The organism is Achromobacter sp. JCM 18799 (assembly GCF_055395645.1).
The window spans coordinates 6,092,044-6,108,511 of record NZ_AP043866.1 but is presented as its reverse complement, the minus strand read 5'-3'; the positions used below and the strand labels follow the sequence as shown (position 1 = coordinate 6,108,511).

General features: G+C 44.7%; 18 protein-coding genes. 2 read left to right on the top strand and 16 right to left on the bottom strand.

Features of this window, described 5'->3' with window-relative positions:
• Window positions 1-74: 74 nt before the first annotated feature.
• Entirely contained in the window at window positions 75-1,355 is a 1,281-nt protein-coding gene (locus ACZ5YA_RS28970; protein ID WP_464091571.1) for a tyrosine-type recombinase/integrase, read from the top strand.
• On the opposite strand, the gene ACZ5YA_RS28965 is transcribed toward ACZ5YA_RS28970, so the two are convergent.
• The 5 genes from ACZ5YA_RS28965 to ACZ5YA_RS28945 form a co-directional block, all read right to left on the bottom strand.
• A complete protein-coding gene (locus ACZ5YA_RS28965; protein WP_131728729.1) occupies window positions 1,352-1,627 on the bottom strand; it encodes a hypothetical protein in 276 nt (91 codons plus the stop codon). The two genes, ACZ5YA_RS28970 and ACZ5YA_RS28965, sit on opposite strands and share 4 nt — an antisense overlap.
• Window positions 1,624-2,127, bottom strand: a complete 504-nt coding sequence (locus tag ACZ5YA_RS28960) for a hypothetical protein (protein WP_464091570.1) — start codon at window positions 2,125-2,127, stop codon at window positions 1,624-1,626. Before ACZ5YA_RS28960 ends, ACZ5YA_RS28965 begins: the two co-directional genes overlap by 4 nt.
• A 28-nt stretch (window positions 2,128-2,155) precedes the next feature.
• Entirely contained in the window at window positions 2,156-2,539 is a 384-nt protein-coding gene (locus tag ACZ5YA_RS28955; protein ID WP_464091569.1) for a hypothetical protein, read from the bottom strand.
• Between the two features lie 190 nt (window positions 2,540-2,729).
• The gene (locus ACZ5YA_RS28950) at window positions 2,730-3,575 is read right to left on the bottom strand and encodes a transglutaminase-like domain-containing protein (protein WP_464091568.1); all 846 of its coding nucleotides are present in this window, start codon (window positions 3,573-3,575) and stop codon (window positions 2,730-2,732) included.
• Complete coding sequence (locus tag ACZ5YA_RS28945; RefSeq protein ID WP_464091567.1) at window positions 3,572-3,787, bottom strand: hypothetical protein; 216 nt, start codon at window positions 3,785-3,787, stop codon at window positions 3,572-3,574. Before ACZ5YA_RS28945 ends, ACZ5YA_RS28950 begins: the two co-directional genes overlap by 4 nt.
• A gap of 116 nt (window positions 3,788-3,903) precedes the next feature.
• On the opposite strand from ACZ5YA_RS28945, the gene ACZ5YA_RS28940 reads away from it, so the two are divergent.
• The gene (locus ACZ5YA_RS28940) at window positions 3,904-5,037 is read left to right on the top strand and encodes a zincin-like metallopeptidase domain-containing protein (protein ID WP_464091566.1); all 1,134 of its coding nucleotides are present in this window, start codon (window positions 3,904-3,906) and stop codon (window positions 5,035-5,037) included.
• A gap of 46 nt (window positions 5,038-5,083) precedes the next feature.
• On the opposite strand, the gene ACZ5YA_RS28935 is transcribed toward ACZ5YA_RS28940, so the two are convergent.
• The 11 genes from ACZ5YA_RS28935 to ACZ5YA_RS28885 all read right to left on the bottom strand — a co-directional run bounded on the left by ACZ5YA_RS28935 (window position 5,084) and on the right by ACZ5YA_RS28885 (window position 16,446).
• The gene (locus ACZ5YA_RS28935) at window positions 5,084-5,746 is read right to left on the bottom strand and encodes an ankyrin repeat domain-containing protein (protein WP_464091565.1); all 663 of its coding nucleotides are present in this window, start codon (window positions 5,744-5,746) and stop codon (window positions 5,084-5,086) included.
• Window positions 5,747-5,875: 129 nt separating this feature from the next.
• Entirely contained in the window at window positions 5,876-6,631 is a 756-nt protein-coding gene (locus tag ACZ5YA_RS28930) for a hypothetical protein (protein WP_464091564.1), read from the bottom strand.
• A gap of 80 nt (window positions 6,632-6,711) precedes the next feature.
• Complete coding sequence (locus ACZ5YA_RS28925; protein WP_464091563.1) at window positions 6,712-8,067, bottom strand: hypothetical protein; 1,356 nt, start codon at window positions 8,065-8,067, stop codon at window positions 6,712-6,714.
• 8 nt (window positions 8,068-8,075) lie between these two features.
• A complete protein-coding gene (locus tag ACZ5YA_RS28920; RefSeq protein WP_464091562.1) occupies window positions 8,076-8,705 on the bottom strand; it encodes an ankyrin repeat domain-containing protein in 630 nt (209 codons plus the stop codon).
• 120 nt (window positions 8,706-8,825) lie between these two features.
• Window positions 8,826-9,548 (bottom strand): ankyrin repeat domain-containing protein, encoded by a 723-nt coding sequence (locus tag ACZ5YA_RS28915; protein ID WP_464091561.1) that lies wholly within the window; start codon window positions 9,546-9,548, stop codon window positions 8,826-8,828.
• 123 nt (window positions 9,549-9,671) lie between these two features.
• On the bottom strand, window positions 9,672-10,367 hold the full coding sequence (locus ACZ5YA_RS28910; RefSeq protein ID WP_464091560.1) for an ankyrin repeat domain-containing protein: 696 nt from the start codon (window positions 10,365-10,367) through the stop codon (window positions 9,672-9,674).
• Between the two features lie 336 nt (window positions 10,368-10,703).
• The gene (locus ACZ5YA_RS28905) at window positions 10,704-12,341 is read right to left on the bottom strand and encodes a hypothetical protein (protein ID WP_464091559.1); all 1,638 of its coding nucleotides are present in this window, start codon (window positions 12,339-12,341) and stop codon (window positions 10,704-10,706) included.
• 43 nt (window positions 12,342-12,384) lie between these two features.
• Window positions 12,385-12,816 (bottom strand): hypothetical protein, encoded by a 432-nt coding sequence (locus tag ACZ5YA_RS28900; RefSeq protein ID WP_464091558.1) that lies wholly within the window; start codon window positions 12,814-12,816, stop codon window positions 12,385-12,387.
• A 36-nt stretch (window positions 12,817-12,852) separates the two neighbouring features.
• Window positions 12,853-13,254 (bottom strand): hypothetical protein, encoded by a 402-nt coding sequence (locus ACZ5YA_RS28895; protein ID WP_464091557.1) that lies wholly within the window; start codon window positions 13,252-13,254, stop codon window positions 12,853-12,855.
• 148 nt (window positions 13,255-13,402) lie between these two features.
• Window positions 13,403-13,648, bottom strand: coding sequence for a hypothetical protein (locus ACZ5YA_RS28890; protein ID WP_054441465.1), 246 nt, complete (start codon window positions 13,646-13,648; stop codon window positions 13,403-13,405).
• Window positions 13,649-13,725: 77 nt separating this feature from the next.
• Window positions 13,726-16,446 (bottom strand): DotA/TraY family protein, encoded by a 2,721-nt coding sequence (locus ACZ5YA_RS28885; RefSeq protein ID WP_464091556.1) that lies wholly within the window; start codon window positions 16,444-16,446, stop codon window positions 13,726-13,728.
• Window positions 16,447-16,468 lie beyond the last annotated feature (22 nt).

The following is a 16,468-nucleotide window of genomic DNA, read 5'->3' as shown; positions in this document are numbered from 1 at the left end:
GAATTGCACAAATTCGCCGTTCTCAAGCACAACAGATTGCCCACAAAAGTTTGTTGTGCAAAGTCGAGGTTCTGATGGCTGTATATCCATACACGTATAAGGTTCTGAACCGTCAAACGGGGCGTAAGGTCTCGGTGAAGAAATGGCGCGTTCAAATTCGCCAGAATGGCGAGAACATCAACAAGGTGTTCGATGAGGAAAGTCTAGCCCGCTCCTTCGAGGAAGACGAACTCAAGCGGCTCAAGATGGGCATTCCTCAGGATAAGCTCATCGATCTGAAGTATCAGATGGAGATGCCGAGTATAGCCTCCATGCTTCAAAAGCACTTCGATGATTACCTGAGCAAACACTCGCCCAATTCGCTGCAGACCAACAAGAATCGGTGCGAGAGTTCCATCCCTGCCATCCCGATCTACATGGCAGATCTTGGGGCGAAATTTCCTAACTATCGCTATGGCAACAACATTGTCAATGCCATGCTCAAGCGAACCTACAGTGAGGATTTCATCCCCTTTGGTGACTTCAAGCTGGATACCGTGGACTTTTGGCTCATCATGGCCTACATCGCATCTCGCAAGAAGTCAGGCATCAAGGACAACACCATCTTGAAGGAACTCTCTATTGTTAGCTCAGGCTTCGATAGAGTCTATAAGATGTATCCCACTCAGTTTCCCAATGGCATCATCAATCCTGTCAAGATGTTGCCCAGAGATGAAAAGCCAAAACCTTACCTCGGACGAAAGCGAGTCATCTCAGACGATGAGGCAGCAAAGATTGGCGAATGGCTCAGCATGAAGAAGAACCAAGAGCCGTTGTATGTCTTCATCTTGTGCCTTGAAAGTGGAGCTCGAAAGAGTGAGGTATTGGGATGTCTTTGGGAGAATGTGGATCTGCATGATTGGACTATCTACTTTCCCAAAACAAAGAATGGCAAAGATAGAACAATCTCCATCCCTGACGATGAGCAATTGAGGCAATGGCTTCGTGACAACAAGCAAAAGCAAGGGAAGGTCTTCAAACTCACCAATTGGAATTTTCGCCAATATTGGGTTGATGCTTTGACTGCTTTGGATATGTATGAGGATGAGAAGCGCCGCCCTCACTTTCACGATACAAGGCGAACGGCGATTACTAAGCTGATTCGTCAACGATCAAACAATACCTTCCAAATTGCGAAAGAAATGGGAGCATCACCTCAAACCATTGAGCAAGAGAAAGAAAAGATGCCTGATCGTATGGCAGACATCTTTGCAAAGCTTAGAAGGGGTGAAGCATTGAATGAACAAGAAATTATGGCATTGGCTGGTCATGGAAGTATGGCAATGACCAATGCATACTATGGCGACAGAAACTAACTCACAAAAGGCTTGATTAGAAAGCCCAGCATCTTGTACAACACCCAAGCGATTAGCGATACAACTCCAACAACAAAGCTGAATCCTAACAATTGAAGGATAAAAGCGGAAATGAATTGACTGGCGCTTGTTTGTTTAGCCTGAGCAAAGAAGTTAGCAATGAAGCCGACATACGCTAGGAAGTAGAAAGAAAACACGATTTTTTTCATGAGTGACATTGCTGCCACATCGAGCTTTCTTTCCACCCTTCTTTTAGTAGCCTGCCAACTCATACTTCACCTTTTGAGCCATCACTATCGATGGCTTTTTTATTGGCTGCTAGTTGCATAGCAAGGATATGCTTTCTAACCTCTTCATAACCATCAAACAAGAACTCCCTCCAAGAAATAGCATTCTCCTCATATCCATTTAAGATATGTTCAAAAGCGAAGAGAAATTTCATGGACGCCGCTTGAACGGATGAGTCTTCTAACTCATACATTTGAGCAAGCTTAACAACAGCATCATCAAAACGTTCATCTGAATAAAGTGGCTCAGGATGAAGATTCATCATTTCAGATGCTTCAAAATGAAGCCTCAAGATTTGATAGAGAGCAGTGAGGAAGTTCACGAACGTATAGCTTTCCTCTTCATCTTGGAAAGTTAGCCTTTCAAATGAATCCTCTATTTGATCCAATGCGGACTGAATCACACCTGGCACATCTTGTGCATAACCAATCATCAAGAGTTCGATGTCTCTTTGAGCATTGGGCAATTGAATTTCTTTGATCATAGTTTCTCCTTGTTATTGTTATCTAGGCTCATAAGTGCCCTTTAAGTATTCGTCTAATAAATGCAGTCTTTTGAAGATCGACCCCATTTCCTTTCCATTCTTCATAGAACTTATCCACGGCAACTTTGAAAATGGTTGAGAAGTCATAACCCAATTTCTTAGCTTGATCTATAGCTGAATCAAATTGCTCATCTGTCATCGGTAGAAAGATGTTTCTCTGCTCAGCTAGTTTGGAGGTGCTTGGGGAAGAGTGCGACTCCTTCACGATGCTCTCTATCCCATAGACATAGCCAAGGATGAAAGCACCTGCCTTCCGGCTACTCATGCCAAAGGCAAGGCGGATCTCTTCGAGTTTCTGCGCATGAACAGAATTTATCTTCAATGCTTTGTGTCTATCTTTTATTCTTGACATGACGCCTCCTTTCTTTTTATCGCACTTCTCAACTTAACCATGCCAACATAAGAATAGTAGGAAACGATTCCTACCAATGCCAATGAAGCAAGGATATTGAGAAACATAGCGAATTTGATAATTGAATCCATATTTTCTCCTCGTTATACAGATTCAATATAATCAATAATTCGCATTTGTAAAGATGGCATCATGCTTGACTCACCCCCACTGATTGTTGTTTCTTCTTTTTCGGAGCGGCCTTAGGCTTTCGGTTAGACTTAATCTTTGCTAATTTTGCTTGCATAGCATCAAACTTAGCTTGCTGAAAGATGCCGTATTCATTAACCACAGAAAGAACTAATCTATCTGTGTAAGCATAATGACGAAGTTTGGTTAAGCTCTTCTTGTTGTACTTATTGTCAAACCAAATATCAGTGCGCAATGCAGCAACACCTTTCTCTTTGATCTCTTTCTGGAATTTCTTGCGATCAATCTTATAGTCCTTGTAGAACTCGTTCGCAGTAGAATTCCAAAATTGATTTGCTATCCATAGCTCATTGTCTATATCAACAATTAGAACAACGTGAGCTCCATTCTCAGGATCGAGAACGGATTGATGGATTAAAAGAGCCATCTTTTCAGCAGGAAATCCCGCTTCTTTCAACAGAATGTATTTAGCTACTGCATAGTCTTTACAGACCACACCGCCTCTTTGAAATCCTTTGAGAGGTGGGAAGTAGCTGCCATCAGTCCCATCAACATACGGGATTTGATTGATGATTACATTGGCTGTGGCCACCATTGCGTAATCGCCATGCTCTACACGAGCTTTTCTTACGATATCTACAAGAGTGTCCCAATCTTGAGGCTTCTCTTCTTCATGCTGCTCCATGGCAGCTTCTAGTTTTTGAAGTCTGAAATCAGGCTTTTCTTTGAAGTTTGATGCTAGAAGCATCTGAGGCTTTAGATCAGCGATTGTGTTCTGATTTGCGAACATAGCTGAAGCAGAAACGACTGATAGAGCAATTGTTGTCAATATGGGGATCTTCTTCATTTTGCCCCCTGTTCTACCAACACCTTATTTAGGTGACTTCCATTCTTGAGGATATCTTCCACTTGAAATGCAGTTACCGCCTCAGATCGGATAGATCGCTTTTCCAATTTTTCCTGAATGTAGTTGTATGCCAGTGTCGTAATAAATACGATAGACACAAACAGAGCGGCATTTAGAATAGCTTCTTTGATATCGTATGTTGTTTTTGTCATATTTTCCTCCTTGTATGTTATAGCTATAACATATAACTCGAAAAACGCAAGAGACTATTGACAGAAAGTTGACATCAAAGATGGATTTAGTATTCTCAAGTTAAAAGGAGGATGCTATGGCATATAACAAGAATAAAACAAGCAGCACATACGAGGGTGCCAAGAAGAGTTGGCAAGAACTTGCCGATGAGAAGTTAAAGCTCACAGGAGATAAGCTCGTTCAGATCATGATTGATTTTCGTGAGAACCCTACAAAATACAAGAAGGGTTGGTTCGTATCAAATCAGCTTCCCTACAATGCCGTCACAGGAAGAGAATATACGGGTCCTACTAACATCATGGGTTTACTGTCTTCTCAATATGAGCATCCTGGCTTTGTGACTGGCACTGATGTAGCAAGACTCTTCAAAGAGACAAACGGAGAGGTAAGAATAAGAAAAGGGGAGAAATGCACAAACTATGTCTGCTTTACAAGTGTGGTTCCCGTAAAGGATTCAGCCGAAGGAAATAAGAACGATAGTTCAGAGAGTGAGGAAGAGAAGCAGGAACAAAAGACTCGTAAGTTTGTTAAGTTCTATCCTGCCTACAATGTGAGCCAGCTATCTGATGCGGGGCAAGAGATGTTTCCTGCTCGTGCGCCTAAGGTCATGAATGAGTTCGAAGAGGTGGATTTCATTCGTAAGATGGGACTTGCGATGGAAGCGACGGGCTTGCGCTTTGGCTCCACAGCAGAAGGCAAGGCTTATTACTCACCCAGTCAGGACCTCATTCACCTACCAGGTCAACATAGATTTGAAAGTGCGGCACTATTCGCTAGGACGAAAGCCCATGAAATGGGCCATGCTACGGGCCATAAAAGTAGGCTCAACCGCGATCAATCTCATTCCTTTGGAACTCGGGGATATGCTTTTGAAGAGCTTGTCGCTGAGACTTTCTCAATGATGGTTGGAATGAAAACGGGGCATGGTTATGACCCTCGCACCCATGACAACCATACAGCCTATTTGAATAATTGGATCGAAGTGCTGACCACAGATCCGAAAGGATTGAAAGAGTTTCTCTTTCCTGCCCTATTTGAAGCTCACAAAGGATTTCAGTTTGTAGAGAAGCAGATGATAGCGATGAAGTTTCTTGAGGAAGAAGAGCACCTTGACGAGAAAGAAGACAAGGAACAGCAGAAGGCTATAGAAAAGCGCGAAGAAGCAATTACGAAGGAATTCAAAAATAGAAAGATTGCTTTAGCGATGTAAAAAGATGCCCTCATTAAGAGGGCATTTTCATATGCTTACTGGAAGATCAAACCCTAATGAATACACCGCGCTTTTCATTCTCTTTTGATAACCTATAGCTCTCATCCTTTGCCTGCCTTTCCGTTCTATTCTGCGAGATTATGGCAGTGTAAGTTGCGGTAGATAGATTCTTTGCCATACGCTCCAATCCCATCTTAATAGCCTCCTCGGTAAGGCGTAGAAGCTGCTTAGAGGTGAACTGATATGTAGCAAGCAGTACATCTGTCGCGTCTTCCGCTTTCGATTGAACGGCCATGTCAAGAGCCTTTGCCAATGAGTAGTCATTGAAGTTGGCTGAATCAAGCATTATCCCAACAGCTTTGGCATTATTGGTTGCCGCTGCCATTAGCATGGCGGAATCGTTATCCACGTGAGGATTGATACCTACTTTGTGAATAAGGTAAGAAACGCAATCGTTGCTCCCTTTAGAAACTGCATAGCTCAAAGCAATGCCGCAGGACCTGGTGAGATCAACACCAGAACTCGCTAGATTCTGCAATTGCTGAGTGTCATTGTTGTCTATCGCATTCATCACATAGATGGTTTCTTTGTGTGAAAACGGTTTGGTGTTCATCAAGTAGTATTCGCGTTTGGGAGCCTCTTCTTTCAGTCTCCCAATGGTATTTACGATATCCACTAATACATCGTCTGTTTTTCTTATCGCTTGCATGGCTCTCTCCTTGTTATATGTAAACCATATAATACATATACAAGAAAAATCAGATTTGTAAAGGGTAGAAGGCTTGTGAGCGACAAAAAGGAAAAAGCCCGATAGACGGGCTTTTGGGAATGGCAGGCTTTAAGCTGCAAGCTGTGTTTCTTTGGGCTTAGCTCTAGATCTAGATGGTTTGGGTGTGGCTTCTGCTTGCTCGGTGGCAACTTCCTTTTGCTCGTCTCTTTGAGTGCTTCTAACCACTTTTTGAGCATCTTCAACTGTGATGCTCTTATCGTCGTTCCATGTGAGCTTCTTGTAAGAACCCTGCGCAAGACGCTTATTCAAGATGTTGTTCAAGTTGTCCTTGTCATCCTCACGAGATATGAACTTCTCGATGGGTAGGATGCGGATGAATCTAGCATCATTATTCTCACCTGAAGCGAAGGCGACATAGCTTTCATTTCTGCCTATAACCTCACCGTAAGCCCAGCTTTTAAGATAGGTATTTCCGTCAGCATCTTTAGCTTTGTCCTGACCATAACGAGAGATGATTTTTCTATCATCAACAGTGTGGTCAAAGCGAACAACATCATGAATGTCTTGGAAGTCCTGCGCTATCTTTTGATGAATGCGAGCCGCTCCGCTCACTCTTCTATTGAACTCTTTGATCTGGTCTTCTGACTGAATATTTTCAGCAGGAATAGCCAGCATCACATTGTTATCTTGTGGTTCAAAGGGTGGATTGTTTTCGTAGGAAGAGTAAAAACCTGTGGCGGTTCTTCCTTTGAATTGTCTTTGAACTTGCTGATGGAATCTTGATACTTCCACCAGCACTCTCCCATTCTGTAAATCGTCGTGAACGATTACCCCGCCTTTGCCTCCGAAATTGATTTGTGCCATGACAGCCTCCATAGATAATGATCTATTTATATGGCGCAACCTTCATGCGTCAATAGAGGCTATAGGCATCGCATATAGGTTCATTTGTAAGGTTTACCCGTATATGGGTTTATCTTTCCTCGGATCTCACCGTAGTAGCCCTGCTCGTTCTTGAGGCGGTCAGGATCGGCCGTGATTTGTTCATCGGTTTTGCCTGCTGCTTCCACTTCAACGGACTGCTTCAAGTCGCTGAGCTTGCTCTCCAAGTCGCTCATATCCACGGGTTCAGGTTTCTTGATTCGGATGATGTCCGCCTCATTGGGGTTCTCATCGTTGATGGCTACCTGGTGAATGATGGCAGTGATTGGCTTAGCGACTCTGAGTAGCTGGCTCTCCACGGTCATAACGGCGCCTAGGGGGTTCATGCTGCTCGTATAGAGGGAAAATGCCACTATCCCTACTGGAATCGCTACCAAGCCCCTATGGACTGCTGAAAGCACCGTAGAGAGGTTGAGTAGGATGGATAGCAGACTCAAGCCGATAGCAAGGGGCGGGATGTAGATGGAGGCGATGAGCTCGCGGGCATGTGGAAGGCTCTCCACATTGGCGGCACTGATACTGCTCTTCTCTCGGATAGTAGCGCTGTGCTGCTCAAATAATGCTCTGAAGTCGCCTTCACTGAGCCCAAATGGGATATCTGCTCCCTTCACAGCGGCAATTCCAAATTTGGGGATTGCAGGAATGATTTCAGTGGCGCGAAACTGCTTCAAAGCGGGAGATGACGCACCTATCGCGGCCATGAACTCGTCGCGGCTCAGTCCCTGAGGCACACCGGCTTTCTTGATGAATTCTTGGTCCACCTTCTCCTTCATCTTGCCCTTGTAGCCGTTCCATCGTTTGGATTCGATGGCATAGCTCGCATAGACGGCATCGAGCTTGGAGGACATCTCACGATACTGGCCGTAGAAGCTGCCGATGGCATCAGAGTCGAACTTTGCCTGTAGAAAGTCGCTGACCTGGCTGCGCACCTGGTCACTGTCCAATTTGGAACTCAAGCCTATGGTAGCGAGCTCAAGGGGGCTGGATACGGGACTTAGGATGTGACCGTTGAGGACTGCGTTTCTGTAGACACCAAGGGCATAGGCTTGTGCCTTCTTCTCTGGGGCTAAGGAATCAATCAGATGGTCGAAAGCCGCAGATTCAACGATGAAGACGATTGGAACGAGAGCTGTGAATGCGGCGAGTCGATGGATAGTCCTTTTCGTAGGTAGAACCTTCATTAGAAAAAGGCTGATCCCAATGGCGGAAAGTGACTTGCCAAAGAACTCCAGTCGGTTGAAGACGCTGATTTCTGTATTCTTGCTTGAGAGAAAGTCTACAAGTCCAAGGTTGTAGATAAGTTCGCAGACAACGTAGGCAAGAGTTAGAGCGATGGTTATTGTTGTTGTTTTCTTCATCACTCACCTCATATCTTTAATTTCGCTGCCTTAGATTTGTCAGGAGCATGGGATTTGGGTTTTTGAACTAGCATACCTTTTAGTTCATATGCTTTGCAGAAGTCTTGGACTTCTTGTGTTCCATTTTCTTTGGCCGCCTCAATTGGCGCACCTTTCCTGAGCAGATATTCGACCATCTCAACATTCCCCCACCATGCAGCATTTATAAGAGCTTCATCATCGTTCGCATGAATATCAGCACCCCGCCCAATAAAAAACTTGAAAATCCCCAATCGCCCATTATTAGCAGCACAATTAGCGGCACATCTAAAAGCCCTACTATCGTCGTAATGAAAACTAGCCCCAGCTTTCAAGAGTTTTTTTACTTCATCTAAGTTTTCAAGCTCTACCGCATCTATTAATTTCTCGTTCAATTCATCTTGAGGGGAAATTTCTTGCGTCTCTTTTATTTTCTCCTGAGCTCTTTCTCTTTGCTCAAAGTATATCGACAGCGCCAACACCACAGCAATCAGCTTCCGAAACACCAAGAACACAGGCACTAAAGCCAAAATCAACAACAACGCATTAAGCAATCCCAATAACGATGCAGATATGCCAACGGGAATAAATATCAACAATAACGCATTAAGCAATCCCATTTCTTTCTCCTGTTTTATTTCATACTTTAGTTATAGATGAATACTCGTAAAAAGCAAGAGACAAGAAGATAGACGGTAGAGATCGAGGATAAAAGAAAGCCCTCACGAGGAGGGCTTCATTCATATCTTTAGCCTGGGCGACTTAGATTTACTAGGGGTATGAGATCCGAGTTTTTGACCTAGCGTACTTCTTAGTTCGTATGCTTTGCAGAAATCTTTGACGGCATCTGTGCCATTCTCTTTAGCAACTTCAATTGGCGCACCTTTTTCCAACAAGAATTTGACAATTTCTAAACGTCCCCAAGATGCCGCAAATTCGAGGGCTTCATACTTTTGGAATCTGATATCAAAACCTTGCTCAAATAGGTATATAACAATATCTAAATGTCCTCTCTCGGCCGCACGCGAGAAAGCACAGGGAATATCTCCATTCTCACCTTCAGCATGAATATCAGCGCCTTTTCTGACAAGAAATTTGACGATATCAAGATGTCCTTTTGATGCAGCCCATCGTAGAGCAAAGTCATCTCTAGCATGAACATCCGCACCTTGGTCGACTAGATATCTGACAATATCTAGTTGGCCAAATTCCGCCGCAACTCTAAGAGCATCATCATCGTCGGCATGAATGTCAGCACCATGAGCAACAAGAAATTTGACGATATCAATATGTCCATTTCGTGCCGCCAATCGTAGAGCCGCTTCATCTTTCGCATGGATGTTAGCACCATCGCCAATCGACTTCTCAACCGCGAGAACGTCCTTCGCTTCGATAGCGCGAATAAGACTCCTATCAAGATCCCATTGTATAACATTATTAATCATCCCTTCATAGTCAATCATAGAACCCTCCTGTTTATTCTTCATGCCCTAGTTATATGAAAATATTCAAAGAAAGCAAGAGATAGGAGATATTCGGCAAGGAATTCGGATGGATAAAAGAAAGCCCTCACGAGGAGGGCTCATTCATATCTTCAATCTTGCTGATTTCGGCTTTGTTGAAGCGGATTGCTGTATCTTGGCATCGAGCATTTGTTTTATTTCGAAGACTTTACAGAAGTCTTTGACGGCATCCGTGCCATGTCCTTTAGCAACTTCAATCGGCGCACCGTTCTCAAGCAAAAGTTCGACAACATCTATATGCCCGTTGTCAGCAGCATATAAAAGAGCCCTATTATCGAAGGCATGGATATTGGCACCTTTTTCTACAAGATACCTGACAACTTTCAGATGCCCATTTTCAGCAGCCTCCTTAAGAGTGTCGCCTCTAGGACCAGTAGCATGAATATCAGCACCCTTATCTATTAGAAATTTAACCACTTCCAATTGCCCGTTGCCAGCAGCCCATCTCAAAATACAATCTCTGAGGAAATGAATATCGGCACCTGCAGAGACTAGAAACTCAGCCACTTCTAAGTGCCCATTTCCTGAGGCCATTAGGAGAGCTCTATCCCTACGGTCTTCAAGGTCGCTACGAGTATTGATGTGAGCGCCTTGGGAAGCTAAATACTTGACCACTTCCAAGCGGCCATGTTCAGCGGCAACTCCGAAAGGTTTCCCTTCATCGACATGAATATCAGCCCCGCGCTCAATCAGACTCCTGATTTCTGGTAGATCTCCTACCGTTGCTGCCTCGATTAGTCTTTTATCCAACTCTTTCATAAACATAATATTCCCCCATATTTATCTACTACTTATAGAGGAAAATTCATAAAAGGCAAGAGGCTCAGGTTGATATGGCAACCAATAAGACGGAAAGTGTTGTCCCTTCTAAGCACTCAGTCGCCGTGTGGCTCTTTTTGAAGGTGTGCCTGTCGGCTTTGTCCTACGGACGACAAGCTGCGCTTAGATGGGAAAAACTGAACAAAATGCTATGACCTGGCTGGACCCGTAGGGAGCTCCGCAGGAGGTTGCTCTTAAGAAGAGCCCCACGGCGATTGAGTGATACAGGGCGAAGAAAAAGCCTTCATCTCTGAAGGCTCTTAGTAGTTCCACCAATCAGTTGTAATTGAGATCAGTGTAAGCCTTGGATAACTCACCCCATCCCCCTCCATTTTGCAAGGAGTTCTTTTGAGCAATCATGAATGCCGTATCGCCATCTTTATTTAACAACTTATCATTGACACCCTTGTTCAATAGATAGCGAGTGACCACGGCAAGCGGTCTTGCACGGTTGCTGTAGTCAAAGCTTAAGTGATGAAGGAAAGAATTTCCCAATTGATCTTGAGCATTCAAGTTCACTTTTCCACTCTCAACAATTGCATGAATCAAAGCGACTTCACTGTTGATTTCGTGCATGGGTCTAAAATCATCTTGAGCAACAAACCTAAGACCTAATCCCGCACCGTAGTACCATAGAGCAGAGTTTGTACTCTCTTCATAGGAAACTTGCCCTTCCATCATTGATGCTACAGTGAGCTCAGGCAAATCTAGTTTTAATAGCTCAGGCTTGAACTGGCTTTCTGTTTTTATCATGCCCAACTTAGATTCACGGGCGGTTTCATAAGCACTAGCGTAATTCACCAATCTTCCCGTAAGAACATAGAAGTATGAAAACCAAGGATTGGTGTGATATGAAACTAGAGCCATGTATTGCTTGTTAGTGGGATAGTTTTCTAGAAAGAAGTCCATTGCCTCTCCTTTCGCTTTGTAGAAGGGCTGGGTCTTCTCATTTAGCGCGACTTTAGGATGAGCAATGTATTTTTCCAATGCATCCTTTCTTATTGAAAGTGGAACACGCGAATTAAGGAAGACCACTGGAAGCTGGTAGTAGTCCTTCTCAGGGGTTTTTGATAGCAAGAATCGATAGATATCCTCTCTTGCTTGTTCCTGTGCCTTCAAAGCATCGTATTGAGATTCTCGTACCTTATCCCCCTCACGCAAAGCAGGATTGAAGTAGCCGAATTCCTCTGTGCTTATTTCTCTGTCTAACTTTGATGCTGCTGCCAATAAGAGTGTTTTTGAGCAAGTGGTTGTCAATTCGACTCTCTTGTATGGACTATAACGCCCTAATAATTGTCTTGCTTCAGGCATCGTTAAAGGCATCTTCTCATTGTGAGTTAGGAAGGTGCCCTCGGTGCCGTCATAGTTCACATAGCAAAGAGCGTCATCACTGAACTCTAGCGATACACCAGAATCAACGAGATATTTAACTCTGTCGAAGTCTCCCGCCATAGTGGCATTCATGAGCATCTTGTCAGCCTGCTCAGAAAGAATTGGTAGGTTGTCTACCGAGATGTATTTGTCGCTCACCACACTCTTAAGAGCATTGCCGCTTTGCTGTACCACAGGCTCAGGCGCCACCGTAGGGGCTGGATTCCCTATGTTCGTCACTACAGGAGCAACAGCTTGCTCACGGGCTTGGGGTTGTGGAACGACGGCTACAGGCACAGGCTGCTTTTGCCTTTCCTCAAACTTCTCCGCAATCTTCTCTTTGCCATACTCGACACCTTTTTCAACAAGCTTTTTGCCTGCTGATTTAGCAGTATCCAACGCATAATCTTTCACTGCCTCTTTTGGTGATCCAGTGAAGTTACTTGCTATCGCCCCTATCACTGCAACGGCGAGCACTCCCATCACCAATATTTTCTTCTTATCAGTCCCGGTTGTTGGACTATCGCTTTTGTTCTCGTTCATATTTTCTCCTTGTTGTAGTTGAACTTGTTTTTATACATTCACATCAATAGATCTTAAAGTATCTCATCACATCACCCCAATCCACATATCCGACTATGCTATTTAGAACAAATGGAACGTAGATAAACCTAAAAATTAGGATATAGGAAATGATGTAAGCCAGGCTCATCTTCATGCCACTCTTACCCCCCGTTCCTCGCACAAGTCTAATGACACTTGCAACGAAGAAGGAAACGAAGAAGAATCCGGGATAGACGGGGATGTAGACAATAAAGAACAAAAGAATACTGATGATGATATTAATGAGCGCTCCTCCCGACTTCGCCATGAAGCCTCCTCCGAGCCAGCTTCCTATACAAATAGTTCGCCATGCATACTTAAATCCAGCATGCGGAATCAAAAAGTCAAGTAGCGAGGTATAAGGCAAGTGCTCATTATTAATCATGCCTTTTAAAGTTGTACGTTCTCCACCCATTTATTCTTCTCCTTGTTATTATTGTTGGGGTTGGGCTCATTCATCAAATGAGTCTTCTTGTCTTTTCTGCTTGTATCTAGCTCTATTAGCGGCATCTAACAACACATTGGAAGGTGCAGCATCTTCCAAGTCGGGGGTATACGGTGGAAGTTTTGATTCTTTTACTTGCCTAGTTCCACCAATTGACTGTGCACTATCTAAGAACGAGCCGATCTTTTCCTCTGAGCCGCCTGCTTTCTGAATAGCAGGAAGAAAGATGTTTTTATAGAGTCTTTCCATTGCCTCAACGACTAACGGCTCAATGACAGGTCTTCCTTGGTCCTTGGACTTCTGAATATTCTTCTCTGCCTGACGAGAAATGTCTTGCTCTAATCTATCAAGCTGACTATCTATTGCTCTATCTCTTCGTTCTTGATACGATAAATTGTTTTCGCTCATGCAATCTCCTTTATAGCTATATGCCTAATATATAACTAGGTATAGTTGATAATCGAAGATTGTCAATACCCTTTGTTAAGAATTAAATTTCAATAGACGAAAAAAAACCCTCACGAGGAGGGCTTAGACTTGGAGGGATTACAGCTTATTATTTGTATATCAGATCCTTCGCTACCTTCAACATACCAACACCACTTGCCACGGCAATAGCAAGAGTGATGAAGGGAACATAGCGCGGCATATCAGGAGCGTTCTCCATGAAGAGTCCACCCGTAGTTACGCCGAAGGTAAACGACACGACAGCAAATGCAGCGAGTGCGAGGAACCGACCCAAGGTTTGTGGGCGCATACCAGGCACAGGGATATTCAAATTGACTACGGGCACAACCTTCATGTTCTTCTCCTTTTATCGGTTACTGTACGATCCTGCAATATTTTGTACGAAATGTCAACTGATTTTTATGACAGTTCTTAGATATGTCGGCTGATGTCGTCATCATCTTCTCCTCTCACTCTAATATTTGCCAAGCCTTCTTTGATAAATTCACCAAAGTTCTTGGAAGGTGAAACGCCATTTTGCTTCGCCTCGGCTGAATGAATTTTGTATTCATTCTTCGCATTGGCAACGACATCAGTAAAGCTGCCTCGGATTTGATTGGTAGATAAGCCCTTCATCTCAAGATCTTCATACTTGGCTTGGAACATGCCCACAGCGTTTTTGTAGGCTTCCCCTGAGTAGCCTCCTCCCATCTTCATCGTCGCACTTCCAACACCAGAGCCAAATTTCTGACTCACCGCCGTGTGAAGTGTTCTGTTGATGGCATCGCCCACAGAGAGCTCAGGATGCTTCTCCTTGGTGGATTCAATACGGTCAAGGAAGTCCTGCTCGTTTGCTCCAAAGCTGCTGACCGTTCCCACAGCCTCCTGAAGCTGGTTTGCTGTCTTCTCTTCCTGAGCCTTGGCCTGCGCCTGGCTAAAGGATGTTGGAGCTTGAGACTGAGAATCTGACTGCTCAGAGGAAGATCCTCCTGCTGCTTCAGCACCCGCCATACGAGCAAGCCCACTAATGGAGCGATGAAGACTGCGGCTGTCGCCACGGCCGTTGGCACCACCTTGGGAATTCAGACCAGGTGCACCGCGTTTCTTGTCGGCTACGGCTGCTCCTGCAGTGTTCATACTCATACCGACAGCAGCAAAGTTTCTCTCTGACCCTGCCTCGCTTGCGAAGTGACCAAAGCTCTCGCCTCCTCCAATCCATTTCAACAAGGTATCGGGTAAGTCATAGATGAGAGAAAAGCTCTTTCTAATGATGATGAGTGCGAAACACATGTAGAGAATTGGGGCAACGATGTATTGTCCTATGATCATCAAGAAGATGCCACTATCCGACTGACTGACGGCGAACATATCCGCAAAAATGTAATTTAGGAAAGTTCCCATCGTGCTTGTGATGATGATGCCCGATAGCATCCCAAACACCATAAGCACCGGCCGCAATAAGAGAGATAGGATAAGCATGTAGCCAGCTTTCCCACTCCCTACGACATCATGACCCTCAGGGGTTAAGTGAACTACTGCCCAAAGAGGCGCCGCAACGATGGCACTGACTACCGCTACTAGCCATCCGAGCACAGCCATGAAATAGATGAAGCCCGGAATATTAGGTATCACATAGCTGAGCAATGCTCCAACTAACAACATGGGTCCGATGAACAGATAAATCATCGCTGTGATAGTTGCGGAAATACCGGGATGCGCACCAATAGAGACATTGGCAAGGATCAAGCCACCGAAAACAAAAGAGGCGGCACCCATGATCCAGTTTCCCATTCTCTGAGATGCAGAGACGACGTTCTCGCCATCTTGAAGCACGAAACCAGCGGTGCTTGTGAAAACCTTCTTAGCAAGAATTCGTGGGTCAAAGGCTGCCATGACGGTTTCTTTGACAGATTCCCACCAGGTCTTCTCTGAGCCACCAGACATCTGCCCAATACCAAAAGTCACTACTCTCGCATCAGCATAGGACTGATAGGCTTCTTGAACTTTAGATAGAACCAAACTCCACCTATCACTAAGCAAGCCGATCTTGACGAGATTAGGACCAGTCGCCTCGGGAACATCTGCTAGGCTTCGCTGAACCAAATCATTGAAAGACAGAAACTTGTTGAAGAATGTTCCTGCCAATACAAAACCATCTCGGCCAGCCGCTTTTTTGAAGTTTGAATTCTTCTTGGATTCTAAGATCAATTCAGCAACTCCCTTTCTTACTTCCTCCTCATACTCGTTGGATAGAGCTTTAACCTGAGGTAATCCAACAAGCGGCTTGCCTTCATAAATAGCGGTAAGGTCTTTCGAAGTGAGTGTGGACATCTTCACGAAGAAGGCATTGAGAGCTTTCTTGTTGTTCGCATTAATGACCTCCATCCTGTCCGTGGCAAGTTTGAGTTCTAAGATGCTGTTTCCAGGTCCACTAGAGCTGGCACTTGTTGGTATAGACCAGTTCTTTACCGTGACTGTCCCGCACTGGTTTTTTGCGAGTCCGTTGATGCCATTGGTGACACCGAACTCGTATGTAGTGCCGAATGTGCCTTTCGTCTCGGATTGTGCAAGAGTAGCTTGGTCCATTCCCAATGTCTCAGCCCAAGGCTCAGTCTTTGCCATAGCGAGCATCTGCATGCACATCAAGCTTTCATAGGTCTTGTATGCGAGATCTGAAGCGGGCGGCCTGGATGGAGCTGCCGCCACTATCTCAGGGGTATGGTCGACAGCAGTCTTCCAAGATATGTCAGCCAACCCCACACCTTGAACGGCTATCCACAGCACTACGGCCTGAGCAACACAATACCCACCTCCCACCACGGGTAGGAGCATGGCTGTGCCTAGGGAATAGCGAATTGGCACCCATACTGACGAGAACTTTTTGGAGAGCATCTCTCCATCGTGAGCCGTGCCCACCGTTCCCGCGAGAATCGTATAGGCGAAGAGAACTCCACCAACACAAAGCATTGCCCCATTGAAGACTTTGAAAACGGATAACAACGGATCTGCGCCACCGTCAGTAAGCAGTCCACCAAACAAAGATGACAGTAGCCACATGGCCTTACTGTCGGGTAGGGGTTCAAAGATGTTCTTTGCAGAAGCATCAGCCACGAAACCAAGGAATATAGAAAGGAATAGAAGAATACGATACATGCCGACCTCTTTTTATTGTTGT

Excerpts from the sequence above, each read along its gene's own strand:
- ACZ5YA_RS28935 (WP_464091565.1), bottom strand. The coding sequence starts at position 5,746 with ATGCAAGCGATAAGAAAAACAGACGATGTATTAGTGGATATCGTAAAT.
- ACZ5YA_RS28885 (WP_464091556.1), bottom strand. The coding sequence starts at position 16,446 with ATGTATCGTATTCTTCTATTCCTTTCTATATTCCTTGGTTTCGTGGCT.
- ACZ5YA_RS28920 (WP_464091562.1), bottom strand. The coding sequence starts at position 8,705 with ATGGGATTGCTTAATGCGTTATTGTTGATATTTATTCCCGTTGGCATA.
- ACZ5YA_RS28940 (WP_464091566.1), top strand. The coding sequence starts at position 3,904 with ATGGCATATAACAAGAATAAAACAAGCAGCACATACGAGGGTGCCAAG.
- ACZ5YA_RS28930 (WP_464091564.1), bottom strand. The coding sequence starts at position 6,631 with ATGGCACAAATCAATTTCGGAGGCAAAGGCGGGGTAATCGTTCACGAC.
- ACZ5YA_RS28915 (WP_464091561.1), bottom strand. The coding sequence starts at position 9,548 with ATGATTGACTATGAAGGGATGATTAATAATGTTATACAATGGGATCTT.
- ACZ5YA_RS28950 (WP_464091568.1), bottom strand. The coding sequence starts at position 3,575 with ATGAAGAAGATCCCCATATTGACAACAATTGCTCTATCAGTCGTTTCT.
- ACZ5YA_RS28905 (WP_464091559.1), bottom strand. The coding sequence starts at position 12,341 with ATGAACGAGAACAAAAGCGATAGTCCAACAACCGGGACTGATAAGAAG.
- ACZ5YA_RS28945 (WP_464091567.1), bottom strand. The coding sequence starts at position 3,787 with ATGACAAAAACAACATACGATATCAAAGAAGCTATTCTAAATGCCGCT.
- ACZ5YA_RS28895 (WP_464091557.1), bottom strand. The coding sequence starts at position 13,254 with ATGAGCGAAAACAATTTATCGTATCAAGAACGAAGAGATAGAGCAATA.
- ACZ5YA_RS28960 (WP_464091570.1), bottom strand. The coding sequence starts at position 2,127 with ATGATCAAAGAAATTCAATTGCCCAATGCTCAAAGAGACATCGAACTC.
- ACZ5YA_RS28910 (WP_464091560.1), bottom strand. The coding sequence starts at position 10,367 with ATGAAAGAGTTGGATAAAAGACTAATCGAGGCAGCAACGGTAGGAGAT.
- ACZ5YA_RS28900 (WP_464091558.1), bottom strand. The coding sequence starts at position 12,816 with ATGGGTGGAGAACGTACAACTTTAAAAGGCATGATTAATAATGAGCAC.
- ACZ5YA_RS28955 (WP_464091569.1), bottom strand. The coding sequence starts at position 2,539 with ATGTCAAGAATAAAAGATAGACACAAAGCATTGAAGATAAATTCTGTT.
- ACZ5YA_RS28970 (WP_464091571.1), top strand. The coding sequence starts at position 75 with ATGGCTGTATATCCATACACGTATAAGGTTCTGAACCGTCAAACGGGG.
- ACZ5YA_RS28890 (WP_054441465.1), bottom strand. The coding sequence starts at position 13,648 with ATGAAGGTTGTGCCCGTAGTCAATTTGAATATCCCTGTGCCTGGTATG.
- ACZ5YA_RS28925 (WP_464091563.1), bottom strand. The coding sequence starts at position 8,067 with ATGAAGAAAACAACAACAATAACCATCGCTCTAACTCTTGCCTACGTT.
- ACZ5YA_RS28965 (WP_131728729.1), bottom strand. The coding sequence starts at position 1,627 with ATGAGTTGGCAGGCTACTAAAAGAAGGGTGGAAAGAAAGCTCGATGTG.